The organism is Acidaminobacterium chupaoyuni (assembly GCF_047936785.1).
GTDB classification, from domain to species: domain Bacteria; phylum Bacillota; class Clostridia; order Oscillospirales; family Butyricicoccaceae; genus Acidaminobacterium; species Acidaminobacterium chupaoyuni.
The window spans coordinates 45177-68596 of sequence record NZ_CP176394.1; the positions used below are offsets into that span (position 1 = coordinate 45177).

Annotated in this window: 24 protein-coding genes; 12 read left to right on the forward strand and 12 right to left on the reverse strand. The window is 55.9% G+C overall.

Features of this window, described 5'->3' with window-relative positions; genetic code table 11:
* Positions 1 to 52: 52 nt before the first annotated feature.
* The 4 genes from ACJA3I_RS00180 to ACJA3I_RS00195 form a co-directional block, all read right to left on the reverse strand.
* Positions 53 to 1078 carry an ATP--guanido phosphotransferase gene (locus ACJA3I_RS00180; protein WP_458862755.1) on the reverse strand — a complete coding sequence of 342 codons (1026 nt, stop codon included), beginning with the start codon at positions 1076 to 1078 and terminating at the stop codon, positions 53 to 55.
* Positions 1079 to 1080: 2 nt separating this feature from the next.
* A complete protein-coding gene (locus ACJA3I_RS00185; RefSeq protein WP_458862756.1) occupies positions 1081 to 1599 on the reverse strand; it encodes a UvrB/UvrC motif-containing protein in 519 nt (172 codons plus the stop codon).
* A gap of 49 nt (positions 1600 to 1648) precedes the next feature.
* The gene (locus ACJA3I_RS00190; RefSeq protein WP_458862757.1) at positions 1649 to 2107 is read right to left on the reverse strand and encodes a CtsR family transcriptional regulator; all 459 of its coding nucleotides are present in this window, start codon (positions 2105 to 2107) and stop codon (positions 1649 to 1651) included.
* Between the two features lie 131 nt (positions 2108 to 2238).
* Positions 2239 to 2409, reverse strand: a complete 171-nt coding sequence (locus tag ACJA3I_RS00195) for a hypothetical protein (protein ID WP_458862758.1) — start codon at positions 2407 to 2409, stop codon at positions 2239 to 2241.
* Positions 2410 to 2580: 171 nt separating this feature from the next.
* Between ACJA3I_RS00195 and ACJA3I_RS00200 the strand changes: the two genes are divergently transcribed.
* From ACJA3I_RS00200 to aspS, 7 genes are all read left to right on the forward strand, one after another.
* Entirely contained in the window at positions 2581 to 2751 is a 171-nt protein-coding gene (locus tag ACJA3I_RS00200) for a DUF362 domain-containing protein (protein ID WP_458862759.1), read from the forward strand.
* Between the two features lie 99 nt (positions 2752 to 2850).
* Positions 2851 to 3795 carry an AAA family ATPase gene (locus ACJA3I_RS00205; protein WP_458862760.1) on the forward strand — a complete coding sequence of 315 codons (945 nt, stop codon included), beginning with the start codon at positions 2851 to 2853 and terminating at the stop codon, positions 3793 to 3795.
* 16 nt (positions 3796 to 3811) lie between these two features.
* A complete protein-coding gene (locus ACJA3I_RS00210; protein ID WP_458862761.1) occupies positions 3812 to 4909 on the forward strand; it encodes a DUF58 domain-containing protein in 1098 nt (365 codons plus the stop codon).
* The gene (locus tag ACJA3I_RS00215) at positions 4906 to 6141 is read left to right on the forward strand and encodes a DUF4129 domain-containing protein (protein ID WP_458862762.1); all 1236 of its coding nucleotides are present in this window, start codon (positions 4906 to 4908) and stop codon (positions 6139 to 6141) included. Before ACJA3I_RS00210 ends, ACJA3I_RS00215 begins: the two co-directional genes overlap by 4 nt.
* Entirely contained in the window at positions 6138 to 7313 is a 1176-nt protein-coding gene (locus ACJA3I_RS00220; RefSeq protein WP_458862763.1) for a M20 metallopeptidase family protein, read from the forward strand. Before ACJA3I_RS00215 ends, ACJA3I_RS00220 begins: the two co-directional genes overlap by 4 nt.
* Before the next feature lie 28 nt (positions 7314 to 7341).
* On the forward strand, positions 7342 to 8046 hold the full coding sequence (gene cuyB, locus ACJA3I_RS00225) for a cysteate racemase (RefSeq protein ID WP_458862764.1): 705 nt from the start codon (positions 7342 to 7344) through the stop codon (positions 8044 to 8046).
* A gap of 476 nt (positions 8047 to 8522) precedes the next feature.
* Positions 8523 to 9848 (forward strand): aspartate--tRNA(Asn) ligase, encoded by a 1326-nt coding sequence (gene aspS, locus ACJA3I_RS00230; RefSeq protein WP_458862765.1) that lies wholly within the window; start codon positions 8523 to 8525, stop codon positions 9846 to 9848.
* Positions 9849 to 10083: 235 nt separating this feature from the next.
* On the opposite strand, the gene ACJA3I_RS00235 is transcribed toward aspS, so the two are convergent.
* The 7 genes from ACJA3I_RS00235 to ACJA3I_RS00265 all read right to left on the reverse strand — a co-directional run bounded on the left by ACJA3I_RS00235 (position 10084) and on the right by ACJA3I_RS00265 (position 17268).
* Positions 10084 to 11760, reverse strand: a complete 1677-nt coding sequence (locus tag ACJA3I_RS00235; RefSeq protein ID WP_458862766.1) for a sensor histidine kinase — start codon at positions 11758 to 11760, stop codon at positions 10084 to 10086.
* Positions 11757 to 12455: a response regulator transcription factor gene (locus tag ACJA3I_RS00240; RefSeq protein WP_458862767.1), complete on the reverse strand. Its 699-nt coding sequence runs from the start codon at positions 12453 to 12455 to the stop codon at positions 11757 to 11759. The genes ACJA3I_RS00235 and ACJA3I_RS00240 overlap by 4 nt, the downstream gene beginning before the upstream one ends.
* Before the next feature lie 70 nt (positions 12456 to 12525).
* Complete coding sequence (gene phoU, locus ACJA3I_RS00245; protein ID WP_458862768.1) at positions 12526 to 13182, reverse strand: phosphate signaling complex protein PhoU; 657 nt, start codon at positions 13180 to 13182, stop codon at positions 12526 to 12528.
* 17 nt (positions 13183 to 13199) lie between these two features.
* Entirely contained in the window at positions 13200 to 13949 is a 750-nt protein-coding gene (pstB, locus tag ACJA3I_RS00250) for a phosphate ABC transporter ATP-binding protein PstB (RefSeq protein WP_458862769.1), read from the reverse strand.
* A 6-nt stretch (positions 13950 to 13955) separates the two neighbouring features.
* The gene (gene pstA / locus ACJA3I_RS00255; RefSeq protein ID WP_458862770.1) at positions 13956 to 14813 is read right to left on the reverse strand and encodes a phosphate ABC transporter permease PstA; all 858 of its coding nucleotides are present in this window, start codon (positions 14811 to 14813) and stop codon (positions 13956 to 13958) included.
* Position 14814: 1 nt separating this feature from the next.
* Positions 14815 to 15678 carry a phosphate ABC transporter permease subunit PstC gene (gene pstC / locus ACJA3I_RS00260; RefSeq protein ID WP_458862771.1) on the reverse strand — a complete coding sequence of 288 codons (864 nt, stop codon included), beginning with the start codon at positions 15676 to 15678 and terminating at the stop codon, positions 14815 to 14817.
* A gap of 393 nt (positions 15679 to 16071) precedes the next feature.
* Positions 16072 to 17268 (reverse strand): aminotransferase-like domain-containing protein, encoded by a 1197-nt coding sequence (locus tag ACJA3I_RS00265; RefSeq protein ID WP_458862772.1) that lies wholly within the window; start codon positions 17266 to 17268, stop codon positions 16072 to 16074.
* A gap of 219 nt (positions 17269 to 17487) precedes the next feature.
* Here ACJA3I_RS00265 and ACJA3I_RS00270 point away from each other — a divergent pair, with 219 nt between their 5' ends.
* Genes ACJA3I_RS00270 through spoVAE form a run of 3 tightly spaced genes read left to right on the forward strand, consistent with a single transcriptional unit; the run spans position 17488 to position 19296 of the window.
* Complete coding sequence (locus ACJA3I_RS00270) at positions 17488 to 17925, forward strand: SpoVA/SpoVAEb family sporulation membrane protein (protein WP_458862773.1); 438 nt, start codon at positions 17488 to 17490, stop codon at positions 17923 to 17925.
* A 7-nt stretch (positions 17926 to 17932) separates the two neighbouring features.
* Positions 17933 to 18940, forward strand: coding sequence for a stage V sporulation protein AD (locus ACJA3I_RS00275; RefSeq protein ID WP_458862774.1), 1008 nt, complete (start codon positions 17933 to 17935; stop codon positions 18938 to 18940).
* Positions 18940 to 19296 carry a stage V sporulation protein AE gene (spoVAE, locus tag ACJA3I_RS00280; protein WP_458862775.1) on the forward strand — a complete coding sequence of 119 codons (357 nt, stop codon included), beginning with the start codon at positions 18940 to 18942 and terminating at the stop codon, positions 19294 to 19296. Before ACJA3I_RS00275 ends, spoVAE begins: the two co-directional genes overlap by 1 nt.
* Positions 19297 to 19369: 73 nt before the next feature.
* Here spoVAE and ACJA3I_RS00285 read toward each other — a convergent pair whose 3' ends face one another.
* Positions 19370 to 20734 carry a D-serine ammonia-lyase gene (locus tag ACJA3I_RS00285; RefSeq protein ID WP_458862776.1) on the reverse strand — a complete coding sequence of 455 codons (1365 nt, stop codon included), beginning with the start codon at positions 20732 to 20734 and terminating at the stop codon, positions 19370 to 19372.
* A 194-nt stretch (positions 20735 to 20928) separates the two neighbouring features.
* Between ACJA3I_RS00285 and ACJA3I_RS00290 the strand changes: the two genes are divergently transcribed.
* Both ACJA3I_RS00290 and ACJA3I_RS00295 read left to right on the forward strand, forming a co-directional pair.
* Positions 20929 to 22023 (forward strand): zinc ribbon domain-containing protein, encoded by a 1095-nt coding sequence (locus ACJA3I_RS00290; RefSeq protein WP_458862777.1) that lies wholly within the window; start codon positions 20929 to 20931, stop codon positions 22021 to 22023.
* A 165-nt stretch (positions 22024 to 22188) separates the two neighbouring features.
* The gene (locus tag ACJA3I_RS00295) at positions 22189 to 23358 is read left to right on the forward strand and encodes an amidohydrolase (protein ID WP_458862778.1); all 1170 of its coding nucleotides are present in this window, start codon (positions 22189 to 22191) and stop codon (positions 23356 to 23358) included.
* Positions 23359 to 23420 lie beyond the last annotated feature (62 nt).

A 23420-nucleotide genomic window follows, 5' to 3' on the forward strand; every position in this document is an offset into this window, starting at 1 on the left:
TCCTGTTCGAGGTCGTTACTGTTTTATTCTGTCGTTTGCCGCTTTGCAAAAATCATTCTTCTTCCAGCGTGGCCATGCTGCGGCGGATCATGGCGGCCCGCTGGATATCCCGTTGCTGGGGCGAAAGCTCTTTGCCCGCCTGCAGCTGGATGGCCGCCGGCGAAATATTGAACGCCAGCTGGTTGAGGGTTTCTATGGGGATTCCTTTCAAAATGCCGCAGGCAGCGCCCAACCTCACATCCGAAAGCAGGCTGCGCGTTTCTTCTTCAGAAAGTCTGCGGGCGAAACGCATGGTGCCTGCCGCGCGCCAGACCACATCCTCCAATTCTTCGGGCGATTCTTTGCGATATTCCGCGCGCAGCGCTTCTTCTTCCTTAATAATGCTTTCCACGGCGTCCTGCAATTTCTCGCAGATCTCCGTTTCAAAAAGCCCCAGCGTAATGCTGTTGGATACCTGATAAAATTCGCCCTGGGCGCGGCTGCCTTCGCCATAAAGCCCGCGCACCTCAAGGCCGATCTTGCCGGCGGCGTTAATGATGCCGTCGATGCGCCCGGTTCGCGTCAGCATCGGCAGATGCAGCATCACCGAAGCGCGCATGCCCGTGCCAAGGTTGGTGGGGCATTGGGTCAGGAAGCCCAGCTGTTCGGAATAGGCGAAATACAGGCTTTCCTGCAGCAGCGCATCCATGCGCATGGCTTCTTCCAGACAGTCCTTCAGCGCCATGCCGCCCGCCAAAACCTGCAGGCGGATGTGGTCTTCTTCGCCCACCATCACGCTGATATCTTCCCCGCGCGAAAGCAATACGGCGGCGTTGCGCCGAGCAAGCATCTCGCGCGAGATCAGATGTTTTTCATAAAGCGCGGCTTTTTCGGCGCCCGAAAGCGCTGACATGCGGTGGGTGATGAACCCTTTCCCCGCCGCCGGCGCCACGGCCTGTTCCACCTTGGCGATCAGGTCTTCGGCCTGCCGGTCGCTGAGTTTTTCGCCAAAGGGCAGCCCTTTCAGGTTGCGCGCCAGGCGGATCCTTGTGGAAACCGCAATGGCGCCGTGCGTTCCCGTGATCTCGACCCAGTTCATGATTATGCCCCCTTCTTCTTTTCCAAATCGCGGATCTGATCACGCAGCTCGGCTGCTTTTTCAAATTCCTGTTTGGCGATAGCGTCGCTCAGCTGGGCGTTCAGGCTTTCCAGCTGGGCCTGTGAAGAAACTTCGATGTTTTTGGGGGCCTTGCCGGTGTGATGCGCCGCGCCGTGGATGCGGCGGATCATCGGTTCAAACAGATCGGCAAAGGTGGTGTAGCATTCGGGGCAGCCCGGCCGCCCTGTGCGGCGGATATCTGCCGCGGTGGCGCCGCAGGAGCATTTTTTGCCGGCGCCCAAAGCGGTCTGCTGCGCGCCCAGCAGCGAAGGGAACGCAAACGCGCCCAGCTCGGCGAACGGATCCCAGTTCCAGAAATCAGCAGCGCCGAACAGATTCATCTGATCCAGCCCTTCTTCATGGGCGCAATCGCCGCAAAGGCAGACCTGCGTCTTTTTTCCGTTTATTGTGGCTTCATAATAATTGGTGGCTTCTTTTTTACCGCATTTCTGACATAACATAAAAAACACTCCTTTACAAAAAGCGTTATTTGGTTTTTGGTTTCTTGTTTCAGCGCCCCGCCGAGGCCAGCGCAACAAACGCCGTTTTCAAAAGCCCCGCGCGCAAGGCGGGCCTCATGCCCTGAGGAACGGCGGCCAGCGCCTGATCGCCCATCTGGGCCAGCAGGATCCTTGCGGCGCTTTCCTGCAAAATGCCTGCGCCGTAAAGGTTTTGAATAAAAGCTTCCGCCGTGGGCTGGTCGATCTGGCTGCCGATGGCGTTGATGGCGTGCATCAGCATCATCGGGCCGTCTGTGCTGGCGCGGGTGATGCGGATATATCCGCCGCCGCCGCGGCGGCTTTCCACATAAAAGCCATGCTCCGGCGAAAAGCGTGTGCCGATCACATAATTGATCTGACTGGGCGCGCATCCGAATCGGCCCGCAAGCTCGCTGCGCTGCAGCTCCACTTCGTCTTCGCTTTCCAGCATCGTGTTGATAAAATCGGCGATCATATCCGAGAGCTTCATTTGATGATCGCCCCCTTTCCTTTGACTTTGACTTTCTTTGACTTTCGATAGTTTTATTATAAGCAGCAGGTTTTTCAAATGCAAGTTCTATTTTTGACCTTCCCTGACCTTTAAAGCCGAAGCGGCGGAATTTATCTGCCGCTTGCTTCTGTTTTCGAATCGTGCCGTTTATTTTCTTCTGTTTTCTCACTTTTTGATGTTGTTTTTTCAAAGCGTTCGGTGTGGCGGCCCGAAAGCGGGGTCTGCATCTGGCGGGGCAGCAGCTCCTGTGAAAATTCCGTGTCGAATTCATTTTTTCTCATGTGGATTCCTCCCGGCGCGTGGGGTTTTCCCACGGTTTCAAACATTTTTTTGTTTTCGTTTTCAGTATGCGCACAACCGGGCGTTTTTACACAAGTTCAGAAAAAATTCATTGCTTTTTCTGCCACATATGATATCATAATATCGTAATTTATTTTAATGGAGGTGCTCTCATGGCTCATAAGATCAGTGACGCTTGCGTCAGCTGCGGCGCTTGCGCGGCTCAGTGCCCCGTGAACGCTATCGCAGAAGGCGATAACAAGTATGAAATCAACCCCGATGTTTGTGTAGATTGCGGCGCTTGCGCAGCGACCTGCCCCGTTGGCGCGATCAGCGCTGAATAAGCTTTTTCCAAAACAGTTGGCCGTTTTGCAGCATTTCTGCAAAACGGCCTTTGTTATATCTTTCCCCGCGGCCAATTTTTTTGAAAGGAAACCTTTCTCATGGATTTAAAACGCTTTGAAGCTTTTCGCAGCGCAGTGTTGGAACCGGTTTGCCGCGTGATCGTGGGCAAAGATGAAGTTGCCCGCCTTGTGCTTATTTGTTTCACCTGCTCGGGCCATGTGCTGCTGGAAGATGTTCCCGGCACCGGCAAAACCATGATGCTGCGCGCGTTCTCAAAAGTTCTGGGCGGCAAATTTTCCCGCGTGCAGTTCACGCCCGATCTGCTGCCTTCCGATCTGACGGGCATCAATTTTTATCACCAGAAGACCGGCGAATTTGAATTTCGCCCCGGCCCGCTTTTCGCCAACATCGTGCTGGCCGATGAGATCAACCGTGCCACGCCGCGCACCCAATCCAGCCTGCTGGAAGCCATGGAAGAACACCAGATCTCTGTGGATGGCGTCACCCGCCCTCTGGAAGAGCCGTTTATGGTGATGGCCACCCAGAACCCTCTTGAAAGCTATGGCACTTTCCCGCTGCCCGAAGCGCAGACCGATCGCTTCTTCATGCGCCTGCATATGGGCTACCCCACCCGGGCCGAAGAGACCCAGCTGATCGCCCGCCGCAGCACTGCCGATCTCATCGAACAGCTGCCCGTGGCCGTCACCCGTGAAGAGATCGCCTATATCCGCGCCCATTACAGCGAAGTCACCTCTTCGCAGGTGGTGGCCGATTATCTGATGGATCTGGTGGAAGCCACCCGAAAAGAAAGCGGGTTTTCCGCCGGGGTGAGCACACGCGGCGCCATCGCCCTTTATAAAGCGGCCCAGGCCAACGCGGCCTTCAGCGGGCGCGATTATATGATCCCCGAAGATGTGAAAAAGCTGGCCGTTCCCGTGCTGAGCCACCGCCTTTCCGCAGGCGGCATGGCCCGCAGCCGCGATGCGGGGGAATATCTGCAAAAGCTCATCGCTTCGGTTCCCGTGCCCACCGAAACCCTCTGATGGGAGGGATGTTTCTTTGATCGCCTTTTTGATCCTGCTGCTCGTCTGCGCCGCGCTGGCCGAAGAAGTTTCCTGCCGTCTGGCGGTTCGGGGGCTTTCTTATTCCTGCCTGCCTTCCCGCCGCGTGGTAGATCCCGGCGAGCCTTTTGAACTCATCACCGTTATCAAAAACGATAAATGGCTGCCCCTTTCCTATCTGAATGCTTCCCAGAGCCTGCCTTCCGAAATTCAGGTGGATGCGGCGCTGGAGCAGGAGCGTTTCCATCAGGAGATGGCTTCCGCGCGTCTGGAAAGTTCCTGCTATCTGGGGCCGCGCCAAAAGCTCACCCGCCGCCTTGCGGCAGCGCTGCCCCATCGCGGCCGCTATTTCATCCAAAACGCCCGCCTGACCGCGGGCGACCTTCTCGGGCTGCGCACCGTTCCCACCGATGCACTGCAGTTTTGTGAAATGGTGGTGCTGCCCGCCCCCATCGATGCCCCCGATATCCGCAACGCGCTGGGCGGTTTTCTGGGCGATGTTTCGGTTTCGCGGTTCATTTTTGAAGACCCCGTTCTCACCGCCGGCGTGCGTGAATATACCGGCCGCGAGCCCATGAAAACCATCGATTGGAAACAATCCGCCCGCTTAAGCCGCCTGATGGCCAAAAAATTTGATTACACGGTGGATAATTCCATCACAGTTATACTGAATGTTCAACAAGCTGACCATGACCCCGCGCTTTTGGAGCTTTGCTTTTCTCTGGCGCGCATGGCGGTGGAACAGCTGGAACAGCTGGGCATCCCCTACCGTTTTCTCACCAACGCCACCACGGCAGGTTCCATGGGGCTTTGGGATGAAGTGGCCGAAGGCCTTGGCACAGGCCATGCCGACGCCATTCTGGAAGGGCTGGGCCGCGCCACCTATTCCGCCACCGAAAGCGCGGAAACCTTGATCGATCGCGCCCTCAGCCGGGCCGAGCGGGGCCGCGCCCATCTGTTCATCACCTCGCTTGAAAAAGATGGCGAAGCAGCCTTTTTGCGCCCGCTTCGTGAAAACGCCGATGGCAGGCTTTTCACCATGGCGGCCGAATCTGCCGCGCGCGAAATCGCGGATGCGCAGGAGGTCACGCCATGAATCTTTTATTCCTTTTTAAATGTATCTCTGATTTTTCTTTTTTCTTTGCCCTCGCCAATTATGTGGCTTATGCCTGCGGCGGCAGCGGCGTGCCCTTCACGGCGGCGGTTCTGCCGGTGGCCGCGCTGTTTCTGGGCAGCCTGACGGCCGCCCGCAAGCCCCGCCTGCGCCTTTTGCCGCTGCTGCTTCTGCCGCTGGGCCTGCTGTTTTTACATCATGGCGGCGACAGGGCGGTCTATCTTTTCGCCTGCTGCTATTGCGCGCTGCTGGTGCAAAAACAGCTTTTCGCCCAATCCTATACCGATGCCTGCTTAAGCCTTTCGCGCAATGTGGCCGTTTTGCTGGCTCTGCCGTTTCTGGCGCTGATCTCGGGCGGTTTTGCCATGCTCACCCATTACTGCGTTCCCTATGTGCTGCTGTTTCTGGGCGCTTCCATTCTTCAAACGCGAATGCTGCGCCATGATTCCGCCACACTGAAAAGCCGCGGTTTTCTTTTGAAAAACCTATTGGCGCTGGCTGGGGTGGCGGCGCTTTCTCTGGCCGCTTCGGCCCCCCGTTTTCTGGCGCTTCTGGCCCATGGCGGCAAGCTGCTTTATCAGGCGACGCTGTTCCCGGTTTTGATGCTGCTGGCCTATGCGGCCTCTGCCATCATCTGGCTGCTGGGCAAAATTCTCGATTTGCTGAATATCCGTTTTTCTCACTATCAGCCCCGCCCTCAAGAGATCGCCGAGGCGGTGGGCGTCAAAAATATCGAATATAAACAGATCACCGAAATGGACCCCCGGGTGAAAGCCGTGATCCTTGCGCTTGTGGCTGTTCTGGTGATTGCACTGGCGGCTTTTCTGCTTTATAAGCTGGTGGCTTCTCACCGCCGCCGGCCGGCCGATGTGGCTTTCACCGACACCCGCGAAAAATTAGAAACGCGCCGCCCGCCCCGCCGTGAATATTTCGCCCCTCGCGACCCCCAAAAAGCGGTGCGCCATTATTACCGCCGCTTTTTAGAAGAATGCCGCGGCAAGGGCGTGACCATCACCCCCGAAAGCACCACAGAAGAAATTTCGGGCGCTGCCGTCGCCTTTTTCGATGCGCAGGCGGTTTCAAAGCTGCGCGATCTTTATCTCGAAGCCCGATATTCGGGAAAACCTGTCACGCGGCAGGTTGCCAAAGAAGCAAAAGAGGCATATAATCAAATCGTTCGACCGGAAAAAAATCAAGAGGAGGCATCTCAATGAATTATCTGGAACGCGCCCGCGCCTTGGAAGACGAGATCGTGGAAAACCGCCGCTATATCCATGCGCATGCGGGGGTCGCCTTTGATCTGGAAGATACCACCCGCCGCATCACGGAGCAGCTGAACGCCATGGGCATTCAGGGCCGCCGCTGCGGCAAAGCGGGCATCATCGTCGAGATCGGCCGGGGCGGCAAAACCATTTTGCTGCGCGGCGATATCGACGCCCTGCCCATCGAAGAACAGACAGATCTGCCTTTCGCCAGCAAAAACGGCGCGATGCATGCCTGCGGCCATGATTTTCACGGCGCGATGCTGCTGGGGGCGGCAAAGCTGCTGAAAGAAAACGAAGATGCCCTTTGCGGCACAGTCCGCCTGATGTTCCAGCCCGCCGAAGAAAAACTGGCCGGCGCACGCGACATGGTGGAAAACGGTGTTTTAGAAGGGGTCGATGTCGGCTTCGGCATGCATATCAGCACCGGCAACAATTTAAGCGAAACCGGCTGCGTTTTCTTCACCACCGGCGCTTCCCACGCTTCGGGCGACAGTTTCCGCATCGTGGTGCAGGGCAAAGGCTGCCACGGCGCTTCTTCCTATCAGGGCGTCGATGCGGTGAATATCGCCGCGCACATTGTTGTGGCGCTGGGCGAACTGCCTGCCCGCGAAGTGCCCGCCAGTGAGCTTTCCATCGTGACGGTGGGCATGCTGCATGGCGGCAGCGCCTGCAATATCATCGCCGACACCGCCGTCATCGAGGGCACGATCCGCGCCCTTTCAATGGAAAACCGCGAATTTCTGAACCGCCGCGTTCACGAAGTGGCCGAAGGCATCGCCAAGACTTTCCGCGCTTCCATCATTTTTGAGCAGGATTCCCGCACCCCGCCTTCCATCAATGATCCTGCCCTCTGCCAAGAGATGCTTCCCTTTATCCGGCAGGTCGTGCCGCCCGAAAAAGTGCTGATGCAGCAAAACTGCCCCAGCCTCGGCAGCGAAGATTTTGCCTATGTTTCCACAAAAATACCGGCCGTGATGATCAATTTGGGCGCGGGCAGCCGCGCACAGGGTTATGATTATGCGCTGCACAGCCCCTTTGTCACCCCCGATGAAGGCTGTCTGCCCGTGGGCGCGGCGCTTTATGCCCACTGCGCCACCCAGTGGCTCGAACAAAACCGCTGAGCAAATCGCTTCAAAAGGAGAACCTTTCATGCAAGAAAAAAAAGCAATCGGCATCTTGGGCGGCATGGGGCCTTTGGCCACCGCCGACCTGTTCAAAAAAATCGTGCTGATGACAAAAGTCACCTGCGATAACGACCATATCCATATTTATATCGATAACAATTCGAAAATCCCCGATCGCACAACAGCCATCCTCTGCGGCGGAACCGATCCTGTGCCCGCCATGGGCGAATCGGCGCAAAAGCTGAACCAGATGGGCGCGGATGTGCTCATCATGCCCTGCAACACCGCCCATTATTTCCTCGATCGCATCAAACCCTTTTCCAAAGCGCCGTTCATCAGCATTTTAGAGCAGACCGCCCTGCGATGCCGTCAGCTGCGCGGCCAGACCCCTGTGGGTCTTCTGGGCACAACGGGCACCATCAACACCGGCATTTATAAAAGAGAGCTGGAAGCCCACGGCATCCCCTGCATCGAGCCCAACGAAGAACAAAAAGAGCTTTTGATGGAACTGATCTTCGCCGTGAAAGCCGGCAGCCATGATCTTGACCGCCCGGCGGTGGAAGCCATGCTCGCCGAAATGAAAAGCCGCGGCGCCGAATATTTCATTCTGGGCTGCACAGAGCTTCCCATTGTGGCCGAATGGCTTGATCTGAAAGAAGATTTCATCGACCCCACCACCGAACTTGCCCGCGCCGCCATCGAATATTGCGGCTATGAAGTGGCCGAATAACCTTTGGCGTTGGCTGTCTTTCCCCGCTGATCTCTTTTAAATCAAAAACGGATAGTATAACAAATTGCCTGTTATACTATCCGTTTTTCTTTGAAACAAAAAAAGTGAAATTTTCCGGATGAAACGGGTTGACAAAATTTTCTTTTCGTATTAGACTGAGTGAAACATTTTTACAAGGAGCACTGCTATGTATCTGTTTCATTTTCTCCATCAGGACGACGATAGATAGCGCTTGCCAAACACATGAGATCCGGCTCTGCCGCTCATCTGTTGCAAGCGCTGTTTGTGTTGTGCTTGCCGGGGATGTGTGACAGGGCTTTTATTTTTGTTATCACCGACGGCAATCGGGCGGAAACCGCCCTTGTCGCGGTGATTTTTTTATTTTGGAAAGGTTGTGATCCTATGCGGCATACCGATCATGCCGGTCTTGATGGTTCCTCTCGGCTGTAAAAATAAAACAACAGGAGGAAATCATCATGCTTTATCTCAATTCGATCGCCGAGCGCCCGCAGCTGGGGGCAAAAGAACTGAAAGATCACATCGGCGAAACGGTATCACTCCACGCGATGGTTTATAAGATCAGAGAAATGTCGGGCTTTGCCTTTGTGCTTCTGCGCACGCTTCACGGGATGCTGCAAGGCGTATATGCCGAATCGTTTTCCGATTTTCCGCTGAGCCTGCTGAAAGAAAACATGAGCATTCTTGCCCGCGGCGAGGTGGTGGCCGAAGAGCGCAGCCGCCTCGGGGCAGAGCTGCGCCTGCGCTCTGTAACGGTTTTATCGGCCCCCGCCGAAGAACCGCCCCTCGTTCTGAACAACAAAAAAATGAATTGCTCGCTTGAAACCCTGCTGGATTACCGCCCCATCACCGTGCGCAATGAAAAAGAAAGCGCCGTTTTCAAATTGCAGGCCGGGCTTTGCCGCGGGCTGCGGGCTTTTTTCGATGAAAACGATTTCACAGAGATCCATTCGCCCAAAATCGTTTACAGCGGCGCAGAGGGCGGGGCGAATATTTTTTCTTTGGATTATTTCGGCAAACAGGCCTTTCTGGCGCAGAGCCCCCAATTTTATAAACAGATGATGGTGGGCGCCTTTGAGCGTGTTTATGAGATCGCGCCGGTGTTCCGCGCCGAAAAACATGATACCTCGCGCCATCTCAACGAATATACCGGCGTTGACTTTGAAATGGGCTTCATCGAAAGCTTTTATGATCTCTGCCGCATGGAAACCGGCATGCTGGCCTATGCTTTCGCTTTTTTGAAAAACCATTATGCCGCCGAACTTTCTCTTTTGGGCGTTGAAATGCCCGTCATCGGCGAGATTCCCTGCATCAAATTTGAAGAGGCCAAACAGCTTGTTTCTCAAACCTTTCGCCGCCCCATCACCGATTTTGAAGACTTCGAGCCCGAAGAAGAAAAGCTGCTCTGCCAGCTGATAAAAAGGCGTGAAAATTCAGATTTTGTGTTCGTGACCCATTACCGCTCTTCCAAACGGCCGTTTTACGCCATGGATACCCCTTCCGACCCCACCGTAACGGAATCGTTCGACCTTCTTTTCAGAGGGATGGAGGTCACCACCGGCGGCCAGCGCATCCACAATTATGCACAGCAGGTGGAAAAAATGAAGCTGCGCGGCATGGACCCTGCCCGATTCGGCGATTTTCTCATGGCGCATCGCTATGGTCTGCCGCCCCACGGCGGCCTTGGCCTGGGGCTCGAGCGCTTAACGGCGAAGCTGCTGGGCTTTCAAAATGTCCGCAATGCCGCTCTTTTCCCCCGCGACATCCATCGCCTGACGCCCTGATCGTTTCAGCGCTCGAATGGGTGTTTTGATGCCGGCAGAAAAGCGCCGCGCGCCCGCAGCCGCATAAAAAACAGCCGGCAGCAGGTCATGCCCGCTGCCGGCTGAGAACGATCGGTTCCCGCTTTCTCGCCCTGCTGCCGGGATATGGTTCCTCCATGCAGGCGAAAGCTCTTCCGTTTCACAGGCCCCGCCGTCAGAAAGCGGGGCCTTTTTCTGTTTTGGTGGCCGCCCTGTTTCAGGGCAGCAATACGGTGATGGTCGTGCCGATATTCTCTTCGCTTTGCAGGCTTACCGTGCCTTCATGATAAGCGGCGATATGGCGCACGATGGAAAGCCCCAGGCCGGTTCCGCCGGTTTGTTTCGATCGGCTTTTATCCACGCGGTAAAACCGTTCGAACACACGCCCCTGGTGCTCGGGCGCAATGCCGATGCCGGTATCCGCCACGATAATGGCCGTGCGCCGGCCGCGCCTTTCAATGGTGATGGAAGCTTTGCCGCCGACTTTGTTATATTTCACGGCGTTGCCCAAAAGATTGGTCATCAGTTCTTCCATCATATGGCGGTTGGCGCAGATGGTGGCGGTTTCGCCTTCCACCGAAAGGCTCACCTGCTTTTCGGCGGCTTCGGGTTCCATGCGTTCCATGGTTTCGCGGGCGATCTGCAAAAGCTCCACAGGTTCCTTTTCGGGCTGGCCCGCGCCTTCTTCAATTTGAGAAAGCCGCATGATATCATCGATGAGCAGCCGCAGCCTGCCCGCTTCGGCATGGATCTTGTGGGCAAAATTCGCCACATCCTCCGGTTGAGCCATGCCGCTTTCAATCATTTCGGCATAACCGCTGATCGAAGTGAGCGGGGTTTTCAGCTCGTGAGAAACATTGGCCGAAAAATCTCTGCGCTGGCGCTCGGCGAAGATCTGCTCGCTGGCATCCACCAATAAGATCATGGCGCCGGGAACCCCTTCCGTGGGGCTGATGCGCACCCGCAGCTGGCGCTCGCCTTCCTGCATCACGATCTCTGAAGATTCTTTTTCATGCACGGCGCGATCGACCCCGCGCGAAAATTCGCTTTCGCGGCAAAGGGCCAAAACCGAATGCCCCGTATAATTGCCCTTGTGGGCGCCCAGCAGCGCCAGCGCCCCCTGATTGACCGAAAGCACATTTTTGTTGCCGTCGATCAAGATCAGCCCCTCGTGGATGCCCGTGGTGATCATATCCAGCAAGGTTTTCTCCTGGGCGATATATTCCAGATCGGCGGCCCGCTGGGCCTGTTGGGCGCGGATCTTGCTCATGAAGGGTTCCAGTTCTTCATATTCGGCCGAAGGCAGCGCCACTTCTTCGCCGCTGAGGTTTTGGGCCGCCCGGCGGATGGGCTGAATGAGCCGCCTTGTGAGCATCCGCGAAAGCCAGACGCTCAGCAGAAGCATCAGCAGCACCACCCCCACCAGAAGGGGCATATTGTTGGCGAACACCGCGCCGATGTTCTGAAGGCGCAGCCCTGTGCGCAGCACAACGCCGTTTTCGCCGAGCATGGCGTAATAGTGAGTGCTCACGCCCTCGGTGGCCGATGTGCGCCGTTCTTCGCCCGTGCCGTGGGCGCGGGCCTCGATCACCTCGCGGCGGGTGTTGTGGTTTTCCATGGTGGCCGCCGGCGCTTCAGAATCGAACAGCACCGTGCCATCCTCATCGATCAGCGTAATGCGCAGCTCACCCGCGGCTTTTTTCACCGCTTCTAAAAACTTCACATCCTCGCGGATGAATTTCATGCTGCTTTCCAGCATTTCTGTGCGCTCGCGCTGCTGGTTCATCATCTGCTGTTCATAAATGCGGTAACAGCCGCCCACCGAAAGCACGGCCGTGAGCAGCACCGCCAGCGCGGCCACCAGCAAAAGGCTGCCGCGAATGCTTTTCTTCATGGGCGCTCCTCTCTTTCTTCGCCGCCGGCCTTATAGCCGACGCCGCGAACGGTTTTGATGACGCCGCCCGCTTCGCCCAGCTTTTGGCGCAGGGTCTTGATATGCATATCCACCGTGCGGCTTTCGCCTTCAAAATCAAAGCCCCACACTTTTTCCATGATCTGTGTGCGCGAAAGCACCAGATCGCGGTTGCGCAGCAGGTAATGGAGCAGTTCGAATTCTTTATAGGTCAGTTCCACCGTTTTGCCTTCCACTTCCACCGTGCGGCGGCGCGGGTCTAAACAGATGTCGCCGCAGCAGAGCAGTTCTTCCTTGCCGCCCGCTGTGCGGCGCAAAACGGCGCGCACGCGCGACAGCAGTTCCAAAACGCTGAAAGGCTTGGTGATATAATCATCCGCCCCGGCGTCAAGCCCCGCCACCTTGTCGAATTCGGTGGTCTTGGCGGTGAGCATGATCACCGGCACAGGCGTTTTGGTGTTTTTGCGCAGCCGGCGCAAGATCTCCATGCCGTCTTGCCCGGGCAGCATAATATCAAGAAGCGCCAGCGCCGGCGGCTGGGCTTCCACCGCCTGATAAAAGCCTTCCGCGCTGCCAAAGCCGCGGGCCGAAAACCCGCCGCTTTTCAAAGCGTAGCAAATCAGCTCGCGGATATTGTCGTCATCTTCCACGCAATAGATCCACTGTTCCTGCTCCATAAAAATTCCCTCCCCCCGAAAAACACGCCGGCTCGGTTGGGCGCGTTCGGCTGTTTCTTTTCGCGGCGGGTTATAAGACCCGCTGATCTTTATGCTGGCCCGTCACCGAAAACACCACCCATTCGGCCACATTCACCGCGTGGTCGCCGATGCGTTCCAGATATTTTGCCACCATCAGCAGATCCACGGCCTGTTCGCCGTTTTCGGCGTCTTTGCGGATGAGGGCGATCAGGTCGTTTTTCACGGTGTTGAACAGGCCGTCAACGATATCGTCATCCCGCATCACCTTGCCCGCCAGTTCCAGGTCGCCCGTCACGAAGGCATCGATGCTTTCGCGCACCATGCCGATGGCCGCCCTGCCCATTTCGGGGATATCGATCAGCTTTTTGATATAGGGCGCGCTTGCCATGCGCTGGGCGATCTCGGCGATATCGCAGGCCTGATCGGCGATGCGCTCCAGATCGGTGATGATCTTCAGCGCGGTGGAAATGCGGCGCAGATCGGTGGCCACGGGCTGCTGCTGCAGCAGCAGCTTCAGGCAGCGGCGCTCCACTTCTTTTTCGCAATCATCCACCTGACGCTCATATTCATGGGTCTTTTCGGCCAGCTGCGGGTCTTGCTGTTCCAAAGCGGTGGCCGCCGCCTCAATGGCCCGCTGCGAAAGGGTGCCCATTTCGATCAGCAGTTCGTGCAGTGCTTCCAGCTCTTGGTCAAATCGAGTTCTCATGGTGTTTCTCCCCTCTTTTATCCGAATCTGCCTGTAATATAATCTTCTGTTCGTTTATCCTTGGGCATCGAGAAGATCTCTTCGGTCTTGCCGTATTCGATCACTTCGCCCAACAGGAAAAACGCCGTGCGGTCGGAAATGCGGGCCGCCTGCTGCATATTGTGGGTCACCATCACGATGGTATATTGCTCTTTCAGCTGCTGGGCCAGTTCTTCGATCTTCATGGTGGAAATGGGGTCCAGCGCAGAGGTGGGTTCATCCATCAGAAGCACCTGCGGTTCCACCGCCAGCGCGCGGGCGATGCAAAGCCGCTGCTGCTGGCCGCCCGAAAGCCCCAGCGCGCTTTTTTTCAGGCGGTCTTTCAGTTCTTCCCAGATCGCCGCGTCGCGCAGGCTTTTTTCCACGACCTCATCCAGCCGGGCCTTTGCGCGCACGCCATGGGTGCGGGGGCCGAAGGCGATGTTATCATAAATGCTCATGGGGAACGGGTTGGGTTTTTGGAACACCATGCCCACATTCTTGCGCAAACGGTTGATATCATAATTATAATAGATATCTTCACCGTCTAACAGCACTTTTCCGGTAATTTTACAATTTTCCACCAGATCATTCATGCGGTTGAGCGATTTGAGCAGCGTGGATTTGCCGCAGCCCGAGGGGCCGATGAATGCGGTGACCGTTTTTTCTTCGATGTTCAGGTTGATGTTCTTCAGCGCGTGAAAATCGCCATAGTAAAGATCCAGCCCCGTGATATTGAATTTATCCATATCTTCCTACCTTTTCTGTAAGTGTCTGGCCACTTGATTCGAAATGAAATTGATACCCGCCACCGTGATGAGAAGCACCACGGCCGTTGCGAAGGATTCGCCTGTGTGAAGCCCTTCGCTGGAAAGCGCATACATATGGATGGCCAGCGTTCGCGCCGAATTCATGGGGCTGAAAGTGAGCTTCGCCACCGTGCCCGCCGTGAAGATCAGCGCCGCCGTTTCGCCCACGATGCGCCCCACCGCCAGGATCACCCCCGCAAGGATGCCGGGGATGGCCGAAGGCAGCACCACCTTCATCACCGTTCTCAGCTTGCCCGCCCCCAGGCCGAAGCTTGCTTCGCGGTAAGCATCGGGCACACTGCGCAGCGCCTCTTCGGTGGATCGGATGACCAGCGGCAAAATCATGATGGAAAGCGTGCAGGCGCCCGCCAGCATCGAATAACCAAAGCCCAGCGCCGTAACGAAGAACAGCATCCCGAACAGGCCATAGACGATGGAAGGGATGCCCGAAAGCGTTTCCGCCGCCAATCTGATGACGCCCACCAGCTTATTTTTGCGGCTGGCGTATTCCGTCAGATAAATGGCGCAGCCCACGCCCAGCGGAACGGCGATCAGCAGGCACAGCGCCGTCATATAAAGGGTCATCACGATGGAAGGGAACATCGATACATTTTCAGAAGTATAGTGAAGTTCGAAAAGCGAAAGTTTGAGGTTCGGAACACCGTTCCAGAGGATATAGATGACCAGCGAGGCCAGCGCCGCCGTGGTGACGGCCGCCGCGCCCCATACCGCCGCTTTCTGAAGCCCGCCGAACAGCTTCTGCCGCTTGAAGCGGGTTTCTGTTTTCTGCGCGTCTTTCTTCATCTTAACCGCGCTCCTTTCTGTTCAAAACAGAGAATAAGGCATTGATAAGCAGGATAAAGGCGAACAGCACCGCCCCCGTGGCGATCAGCGCTTCGCGGTGAAGATCGGCGGCATAGCCCATTTCCATCACGATGTTCGCCGTTAAAGTGCGCACCCCCTGAAAAACGCTGTGGGGAAGCCGCGCCTGATTGCCGGCCACCATGATCACCGCCATGGTTTCGCCGATGGCCCTGCCGATGCCCAGCACAACGCCCGCCAGAATGCCCGATTTGGCGGCGGGGATCACCGTTTTGAACACCGCGCGCTCGTGGGTGGCCCCCAGCGCCAGCGCGCCTTCATAATAGCTTTCGGGAACAGCCCGCAGCGCCGCTTCGCTGATGCCGATGATGGTGGGCAATATCATCAGCCCCAGCAGCACCGAAGCCGTTAAAATGCTGTTGCCGTTGCCGGGCATCCACTGGCGGAACAGCGGAACCAGCACCATCATGCCGAAAAAGCCATAAACGATGGAAGGCACGCCCGCCAGCAGCTCAAACGCGGGCTTCAGAATTTTATAAAGCTTCGGCGGGCAAAATTTCGCCATGAACACCGCCGTTAAAAACCCGATGGGCACGCCCACCAGAATGGCCCCGCCGGTGACATAAATGCTGCCCACGATCATGGGGAAAATGCCAAAGGAAGCGGGCTGCGCCGTGGGTTTCCATCTGGTGCCCCCCACAAAATTCAAAAGCCCGATCTCTGAAATGGCTTTCCAGCCCCCGCGAAAAATAAACACGCAGATGAGCCCCACCGCCAGAATACTGGCGCAGGCCGCGATCAAAAACAAGATCTCCATGCCGCGTTCGATCCATTGCTGTTTTTTCATCTTTTCCTCCCGCGCGGAAACCGTTTTTCCGCTTTGGTCTTTCTCCCGGTCATTTTTGTGAAACGCGTTTACCGCTTTTCTTTTTTGGGTTCCCGCCTGTTTCTCGTTGTCTTTATTGTAAAAAACCATTGTAAAATCAGCCACCCGACCCTGTAAAAATCGTGTAAAAAACCGTTTTCGCTTTTCTTTTTTCACCTTGTCAACATAACCTGTTTTGCCGCCTTTCATACGGCCTGTTCCCCGTTTTGGGCATAAAAAAGCAAACGCCCGCGGGCGTTTGCTTCAAGCGGCGGCCTTCACCCGCCCGTTTTCGTTTTTTACCGGTTTCATCAAAAAAGGCCCGCCGCCCTTCACACGGGCGGCGGGCCTTTCGGCTGTTTTTGGGGGCTGCTTTTATTTGTTTTCGAGCAGCTGATAGGTCATGCGGCCCAGAATTTCGATGCCCTTGACGATATCTTCATCCGAGGGGGTCGAGAAATTCAGGCGGAAGGCATTGGAAACGCCGTTTGCATCCGCAAGGAACGCAACGCCCGGCACGCAGGCCACTTTGTTGGCAATGGCATCTTTCACGAAGGGCTGGCTGTCATATCCTTCGGGCAAAAAGGCCATAATAAACATGCCGCCCTGCGGTCTGGTGAAGCGCACCGACGGATGGAAGTTCTTTTCCATCTCGCTGAGCATCAGCTTGCACTTATGGCGATAAAGCGCGCAGTTTTCGGCGATATGTTCTTTGAAATCATATTTTGTCATGTATTCGTTGCAGATATACTGGAAAAGCGTGGTGGTCTGCACATCGGTGCACTGTTTGCCGATGACCATTTTGCCGAACAGATCGTGATGCACACAGATAAAGCCCACGCGGAAAGCGGGCGCCATCACTTTTGAGAACGAGCCGCAATAGGCCACGCGGCCGTCGGTATCGATGCTCTTGATGGGCAAAATGTCTTCCCCTTCGAAACGCAGCTCGCCGTAGGGGTTATCTTCCATGATCATCACATCATATTTCTGAGCCAGGCGATAGATCTTTTCGCGCTTTTCCCAGCTGGTGGTGATGCCCGAGGGGTTCTGGAAGGTGGGGATGATATAGATGAACCGTGTTTTGGGGTTTGCCTTCAGGGCTTCTTCCAGCTTTTCGATGTTCATGCCGTCCTCTTCGGTGGGAACGCCCACCAGATGCGCGCCGTAAGAACGGAAGGTGTTCAGGCAGCCGATGAAAGAAGGATCTTCGCAGATCACGGTGTCGCCTTCGTTGAGCAGGCATTTCGAAAGCAGATCCGCCGCCTGCTGAGAGCCGCTGGTGATCAGGATCTCGTTGAACGGCTGGTCGATGCGGAAAGTTTCGCGGATATAATTTTTCACGGTCTCACGCAGCGGAGGATAGCCTTCGCTGACGGAATATTGAAGCATCGAAGTAGGGTTTTCGCGGAAAACACGGTCTGTGATCTCGCGGATGGCTTCCACAGGAAAAGTGGCGGGCGAAGGGTTTCCGCCGCCGAAAGCGATGATCGCGGGGTCATTGGCCAGTTTGAATAATTCACGAATGATCGAACCTTTCATGTTCGCCATTTTATCGGAAATATGAAATTCCATGGGTTCTCTCTCCTTTTTGCACAAAAAATCAGCGTCATTTTTGGCGCCGTTTGTTTGTTCTTTCTTCATTACTATTAGTACACCATTTCACAGATTTTTGCAAGTAAATTTGGAAAATTTCACAGTCCGTTTTCTTTCCTTTTTCTCCGGCGGCGCCGTATAAAAACCGCCGCTTACGGCAGACTAAACGCAGGAATACTTGAAAAAAGGAAGGTCTTTATGAAAATCACCAACGAAGAATATAAAAAGATCTATCAAAAAGCCTCGCCGCGTTCCCCCATGCTCAAAGATGTGGTGATGGCTTTTCTGGTGGGCGGCGCCATCTGCACCTTTGCGCAATTCATCAAAAATTATTATATCAGCCTGGGCTGGGGCCAGAAAACGGTGGCTTCGGCGCTTTCCATCACCATGGTGTTTCTGGGCGTGCTGCTCACCGATCTGCGCATCTACCCCAAGCTTGCCAAATATGCGGGCGCGGGCACCATCGTTCCCATCACGGGCTTTGCCAATTCCATCGCCGCCCCGGCCGTGGAATTCAAGACCGAAGGGCTGGTTTTGGGCACCTGTGTGAAGATGTTCACCATCGCGGGCCCCGTTCTCGTTTGCGGCGTGACCGCTTCGATGCTTTACGGCCTGCTTTATTATTTTATGGGTTAGGAGGGGCATGATGAAAAAGCAAGGTTACACCATCACATTCGATGACCCGCCCCGCGTGCTTTCCTATGCTTCCGCCGTGGGCAAAAAAGAAGGCTCCGGCCCGCTTGCCGACGCCTTCGATTTTATCAGCGACGACGATACCTTCGGCGAGCGCACCTGGGAAAAATCAGAAAGCCGCATGATGTCCATCGCTTTTGAAAAAGCTTTGCAAAAAGGCAACCTGCCCATGTCGCAGCTGGGCTGTGTGATGGGCGGCGATCTGCTCAACCAATGCATCGGCACGACCTTCGGCCTGCGCCCCTCGGGCGTTCCGTTTCTGGGGCTTTACGGCGCCTGCTCCACCATGGCCGAAGGGCTGCTGCTGGCTTCCTGCATGATCGACGGCGGCTTTGAACCCACGGCCTGCGCCATCACCTCTTCTCATTTCTGCGCGGCCGAGCGGCAATATCGCTATCCGCTGGAATATGGCGGCCAGCGCCCCCAGACAGCCCAGTGGACAGCCACGGCATCCGGCGCGGTGGTGCTGCAAAAAGGCGGCAGCGGCATCAAGATCACCAAAGCCACCCCGGGCCGCATTTTTGATCCCGGCGTCACGGCGGCGGCCAACATGGGCGCGGCCATGGCCCAATCGGCTTATGAGACCCTCAGCGCCTTTTTCACCGATACGAAAACAGGCCCCTGCGATTATGATCTCATCGTCACGGGCGACCTGGGGCGGGTGGGCCACCAGATCGTCATCGAGCTGTTTCAGAAAGACGGCATCGATATGAAACCCACCTATGATGACTGCGGCCTGATGCTTTATGACGGAACGCAGGATGTGCATTCGGGCGGCAGCGGCTGCGGCTGCTCGGCGGCGGTGCTTTGTTCTTATCTGCTGGGCTCGCTGGAAAAAAAGATTCTGAAAAAGGTGCTGTTTTGCGGAACGGGCGCTTTGCTCAGCCCCACTTCCACCAATCAGGGCGAAAGCATCCCCGGCATCTGCCATCTTGTGTGTCTGGAGGCTGATCTGTAATGGAATATGTGAAAGCGTTCCTCACGGCGGGCATCATCTGCGCCATCAGCCAGGTGCTGATCGATCGAACAAAGCTGACCCCCGCCCGCATTCTGGTCAGCTATGTGGTTCTTGGCGTGGTGCTGACGGGCCTGGGGCTTTATGAACCCATTGTCAAATGGGGCGGCGCGGGCGCCACCGTTCCCCTTTTGGGCTTTGGCTATGCCATGGCAGAAGGCGTGAAAGAAGCCATCGCCCAGCAAGGCTTTTTAGGGGTGTTCACGGGCGGATTTTCCGCCACGGCGGGCGGCATCGCCGCGGCGGTGGCCTTCTCTTTCCTCGGCGCGCTGATCTTCCGCAGCGGCGATAAATCTTAATTTTCTCCAAATAAAAAAGCCGCCCCGCCGTTCCCGATAAACGGCGGGGCGCTGTTTTGCTTTCAAAGGTTGGTTATTCCTTCCAGGCAAGGCCTTTTTGATAATAGCCCTTCATCACATCTTCCGGCACCATGCTGCCGCCGGTGGCCCAGGGCAGATAAACGGCGTTCTCCATGATCTTTTCGTCAAGGCCGTTTGCGCGGCGATATTCCTCGCCCTGCCGGCTGCCCAGCAGCCAAACGGGGCCCATCATGCCCGCCAGCGCCGAAGGCTCCAGGCGGATGTCTTCCAGATGGGCGAGCTTCGTCAGCAGATGATACATCCGTTCATCGCTGATGGTATAACTGCCGCTGAGGAAAGGCTGGATGGTTTTACCCACAAAGCTGGAAGCGCGGCCCACGGCCAGCCCGTCGGCGGCGGTGAGGTTATCGATGCCGAAATCCTGCACGCAGACTTTGTCGTGAAGCCCGGTGACCAGCCCCAGCATCATGCAGGGCGCGTGGGTGGGTTCAGCGAAGAAGCAATGCACGGCATCGCCGTAAACCAGCTTCAGGCCAAAGGCCACGCCACCGGGGCCGCCGCCCACGCCGCAGGGCAAAAAGGCAAACAGCGGATGTTTGTCATCCACCACGGTGCCGCGTTCTTCCAGCTGTTTTTGCAGCCTCAGCGCCGCCACGGCATATCCCATAAACAGGTTGACGGAATTTTCGTCATCCACAAAATAGCAGTTCGGGTCTTGCTCGGCCAGCTTGCGGCCTTCGGTAACGGCCTTGCTGTAATCATCGGGATATTCCATCACGGTGACGCCCTTGCTGCGCAGCAGATCCTTTTTCCACTGGCGCGCGTCGGCAGACATATGCACCGTTACATGGAAGCCCAGCTGGGCGCTCATGATGCCGATGGAAAGGCCCAGATTGCCCGTGGAGCCCACGGCGATGGAATATTGTGAAAAGAATGCGCGGTATTTTTCGCTGTGCAGAACGGAATAATCATCCGTCAGCTTCAGCCCGCCCTTTTCAAGGGCCAGGGTCTCGGCATGCTTCAGCACTTCATAAATGCCGCCGCGCGCTTTAATGGAACCGGAAATGGGCAGATGACTGTCGCATTTGAGCAGCATTTTGCCCGGCAGGCGGCAATGATTTTCTGTTTCTAAATAAGCGCGCATGGCGTCGATTTCGCATAACGGCGATTCAATGATGCCGCCCGTTGCCTGTGTGGCGGGGAAAGCCTTCATAATATAAGGCGCGAACCGTTCCAGTCTTGCCTGCGCGTCGCGCACATCCTCCATCGAAAGCCTGCATTGCTTCAAAGCTTCTTCTGTGGGAAGATGGCGGGGGTTGACCCAAAAGGTTTCTTTCAGATGCACCATATCCCCCAAAACGGGATAGGTTTCGATCCACTGCGCAATGGTTTTGCCTTGAATGTTCTGATTCATCATGTCCCTCCGTTAATGATTCGGTGATCGCGTTTTCTTGTTTCAAACATTAACAGTCTATCATATCTGCGCGAAAGTTCAATGTTTCCTTGCAAAATAACCGGGAAAGCCCATAAATTCCACCTGCTTCTCTTGATTGGATTTCGCTTTTGTGTTAGGGTTGTTCTATAGAAATCCATTGCGAAGGAGACACTGCCATGAAACAATGCCCTCATTGCGGAGCGTTGATGTCCGATACCGATACCTTCTGCCCTTCCTGCGGAAAATCGCCCCTTCAAGACGATATTCCCCCGGAAATGCCGACCCGCACGCCGGAAGACGAAGAAGTTGAGCGTCTTCTGCGCGAATTCCGTCAGGAAGAAGAGCGGCGCAATCAAGAGATCGCCGCCCGCCGCCGCCATGCTTCCGCGGGCGAAAACGCTTCTTCTTTTGAAGAAGAGCCCACCAAGGTCATCACGCGCCCGGAACCCCGGCCTCAGGCCGCCCAGCCGCACCGGCAGCCGCCTGTGCATCACGAACAGCCCCGCCGTCCGGCCCGCGAAAAATCCCGCCCCCATGATAAAAAAGCCTTTGCTTTGTTCCCCAAACAGAAACCGGCTTCTGCGGCGCGGCAGAAAGCAGCGCCCGCCACGAAAAACCACAAGGCGTTCGATATCGCCGAAGAAGAACCCTTTTCGCCGCGCAAAACGCCCCGCGCCCTGCCCTGGCTGGTGTTCGGGCTCATTTGCGCCGCGCTGGCCATCTGGGGGTTCACCCGCATGTTTTCTTCGATGAACGACACCCCCGCCAAAACGGAAGACACCCAAAAAGAACAGAGCGCTTCTTCGGGCGAAAGCGGCAGCGGCAGCGCGCTGCCCGCGGTGGCGGCCCCCTATGCCGCCGATTATCTGGGCAAAACCGTGGAAGAAGTGCAGAAGCTTCTGGGCCAGGGCGCCATCATGCCCGATGAAGGCTGGAACGGTTCGCGCTATTTCTATTATGAAAGCAGCCCCTTCGCCTTTTATTTCAACCCCGAAAAATGGGATAAGGTCACCGGGAAGGAACAGGTGGTCAGCATCGATGTTTCCAAGGGCGGCAGCGTGCGCGAAAAGCTGGCCAGCAATTTCACTTTGAGCCAGATCAAAAAAGCCGCCGGAACCGAAGTGCAGCTCCATGTGCCCTCTTCGCCGCAGGATACACAGGAATGGTTTGTGGAACTGACCTATGACGCCTATACCGTGGTATTCACATGGGATCAGAGCGATATGGAACAGCCCGCCCAGTTTGCCACCATCCGTTTAAAAAGCGAATAGTCTTTCGGGCGTTTTCCCCTGTTTATTTCAGATTTTTACAGCGTTTTATACAAAGTTCAGTATCTAAATTTGTTACCTCTTTCTCTGTGTGATGCTTTGACATTCCGCAGGGAAAGAGGTATTCTTTTAATAGCTATCGAAATTCATTTTTAGGAGGAAAAACCCATGATCCTGATTAAAAACGGCCATATCAAAACAATGGCAGGCCCCGATATCGAAAACGGCCAGATCCTTCTTGACGGCGGCAAAATCGCCGCGATCGGCAAAACCGTCAACGCCCCTGCCGACGCGCAGGTGATCGACGCGGCCGGATGCCTGGTTGCCCCCGGCTTTGTGGAAGGCCATTGCCATATCGGCCTCGATGAAGAAGCCATCGGTTTTGAAGGCGATGACTATAACGAAATGACCGACCCCGTCACCCCGCAGATGCGCGGCATCGACGGCCTCAACCCCATGGATGAAGCATTTTACGACGCTGCAAGCCATGGCGTTACCACCGCGGTAACCGGCCCCGGCTCTGCCAATGTGGTGGGCGGCACCTTTGTTGCCGTCAAGCTGCATGGCAAGCGCGTTGACAACATGGTGGTGAAAAACCCCGTTGCCATGAAGATCGCTTTCGGCGAAAACCCCAAGCGCTGCTATGGCCAGGCCCAGAAGAAAGCCCCGCTGACCCGCATGGGCACCGCCGCTTTGCTGCGCGAAGTGCTGATCAAGGCTGAAAATTACCGCCAGGAAATGGATGCCTATGAAGCAGACCCCAAAAACAACAAAAAGCCCACCTTTGATATGAAGCTTCACGCCATGCTGCCCGTTATGCGCAAAGAGATCCCTCTGAAAGCCCATGCACACCGCGCCGATGATATCTTCACCGCGCTGCGCATCGCCAAAGAATTCGATCTGCCCATGACGCTGGATCATTGCACAGAAGGCCATCTGATCGCCGATGAACTGGTGAAAGAGGGCAAAGATGTTCTGGTCGGGCCGACTTTCGGCGCAAAATCGAAATTCGAACTGAAGAACAAAACATGGGATACCCCCAAGACCGTGGTGGAAGCTGGCCTGAAAGCCGCCATCATCACCGATGCTCCCGTTATCCCGCTGAAATATCTGCCCCTCTGCGCGGGCCTTGCCATCAACGCCGGCCTTGCTGAAGAAGAGGCATGGAAAGCCGTCACCATCAACCCCGCCCAGATCACCGGCATTGCCGACCGCGTGGGCAGCCTTGAAGTGGGCAAAGACGCCGATGTCGCCATCTATCGCGGCAACCCGCTGAAAGACCTGCAATATACAACCCTTTACACCATCATCGACGGCGAGATCGTTCACAAGGCATAACACAGGCAATTTTACAAAGGCCGAAGGGCAGCCACCTTCGGCCTTCTTTTTAGAAAACATGA

What these genes read in the sequence shown, in the direction of transcription:
- ACJA3I_RS00240 (WP_458862767.1), bottom strand. Translation starts at nt 12,455, where the DNA reads ATGGAGCAGGAACAGTGGATCTATTGCGTGGAAGATGACGACAATATC.
- ACJA3I_RS00180 (WP_458862755.1), bottom strand. Translation starts at nt 1,078, where the DNA reads ATGAACTGGGTCGAGATCACGGGAACGCACGGCGCCATTGCGGTTTCC.
- phoU (WP_458862768.1), bottom strand. Translation starts at nt 13,182, where the DNA reads ATGAGAACTCGATTTGACCAAGAGCTGGAAGCACTGCACGAACTGCTG.
- spoVAE (WP_458862775.1), top strand. Translation starts at nt 18,940, where the DNA reads ATGGAATATGTGAAAGCGTTCCTCACGGCGGGCATCATCTGCGCCATC.
- ACJA3I_RS00215 (WP_458862762.1), top strand. Translation starts at nt 4,906, where the DNA reads ATGAATCTTTTATTCCTTTTTAAATGTATCTCTGATTTTTCTTTTTTC.
- ACJA3I_RS00190 (WP_458862757.1), bottom strand. Translation starts at nt 2,107, where the DNA reads ATGAAGCTCTCGGATATGATCGCCGATTTTATCAACACGATGCTGGAA.
- ACJA3I_RS00285 (WP_458862776.1), bottom strand. Translation starts at nt 20,734, where the DNA reads ATGATGAATCAGAACATTCAAGGCAAAACCATTGCGCAGTGGATCGAA.
- ACJA3I_RS00295 (WP_458862778.1), top strand. Translation starts at nt 22,189, where the DNA reads ATGATCCTGATTAAAAACGGCCATATCAAAACAATGGCAGGCCCCGAT.
- ACJA3I_RS00270 (WP_458862773.1), top strand. Translation starts at nt 17,488, where the DNA reads ATGAAAATCACCAACGAAGAATATAAAAAGATCTATCAAAAAGCCTCG.
- ACJA3I_RS00195 (WP_458862758.1), bottom strand. Translation starts at nt 2,409, where the DNA reads ATGAGAAAAAATGAATTCGACACGGAATTTTCACAGGAGCTGCTGCCC.
- ACJA3I_RS00205 (WP_458862760.1), top strand. Translation starts at nt 2,851, where the DNA reads ATGGATTTAAAACGCTTTGAAGCTTTTCGCAGCGCAGTGTTGGAACCG.
- pstB (WP_458862769.1), bottom strand. Translation starts at nt 13,949, where the DNA reads ATGGATAAATTCAATATCACGGGGCTGGATCTTTACTATGGCGATTTT.
- ACJA3I_RS00290 (WP_458862777.1), top strand. Translation starts at nt 20,929, where the DNA reads ATGAAACAATGCCCTCATTGCGGAGCGTTGATGTCCGATACCGATACC.
- ACJA3I_RS00275 (WP_458862774.1), top strand. Translation starts at nt 17,933, where the DNA reads ATGATGAAAAAGCAAGGTTACACCATCACATTCGATGACCCGCCCCGC.
- ACJA3I_RS00200 (WP_458862759.1), top strand. Translation starts at nt 2,581, where the DNA reads ATGGCTCATAAGATCAGTGACGCTTGCGTCAGCTGCGGCGCTTGCGCG.
- ACJA3I_RS00220 (WP_458862763.1), top strand. Translation starts at nt 6,138, where the DNA reads ATGAATTATCTGGAACGCGCCCGCGCCTTGGAAGACGAGATCGTGGAA.
- ACJA3I_RS00185 (WP_458862756.1), bottom strand. Translation starts at nt 1,599, where the DNA reads ATGTTATGTCAGAAATGCGGTAAAAAAGAAGCCACCAATTATTATGAA.
- ACJA3I_RS00265 (WP_458862772.1), bottom strand. Translation starts at nt 17,268, where the DNA reads ATGGAATTTCATATTTCCGATAAAATGGCGAACATGAAAGGTTCGATC.
- cuyB (WP_458862764.1), top strand. Translation starts at nt 7,342, where the DNA reads ATGCAAGAAAAAAAAGCAATCGGCATCTTGGGCGGCATGGGGCCTTTG.
- aspS (WP_458862765.1), top strand. Translation starts at nt 8,523, where the DNA reads ATGCTTTATCTCAATTCGATCGCCGAGCGCCCGCAGCTGGGGGCAAAA.
- pstA (WP_458862770.1), bottom strand. Translation starts at nt 14,813, where the DNA reads ATGAAGAAAGACGCGCAGAAAACAGAAACCCGCTTCAAGCGGCAGAAG.
- pstC (WP_458862771.1), bottom strand. Translation starts at nt 15,678, where the DNA reads ATGAAAAAACAGCAATGGATCGAACGCGGCATGGAGATCTTGTTTTTG.
- ACJA3I_RS00235 (WP_458862766.1), bottom strand. Translation starts at nt 11,760, where the DNA reads ATGAAGAAAAGCATTCGCGGCAGCCTTTTGCTGGTGGCCGCGCTGGCG.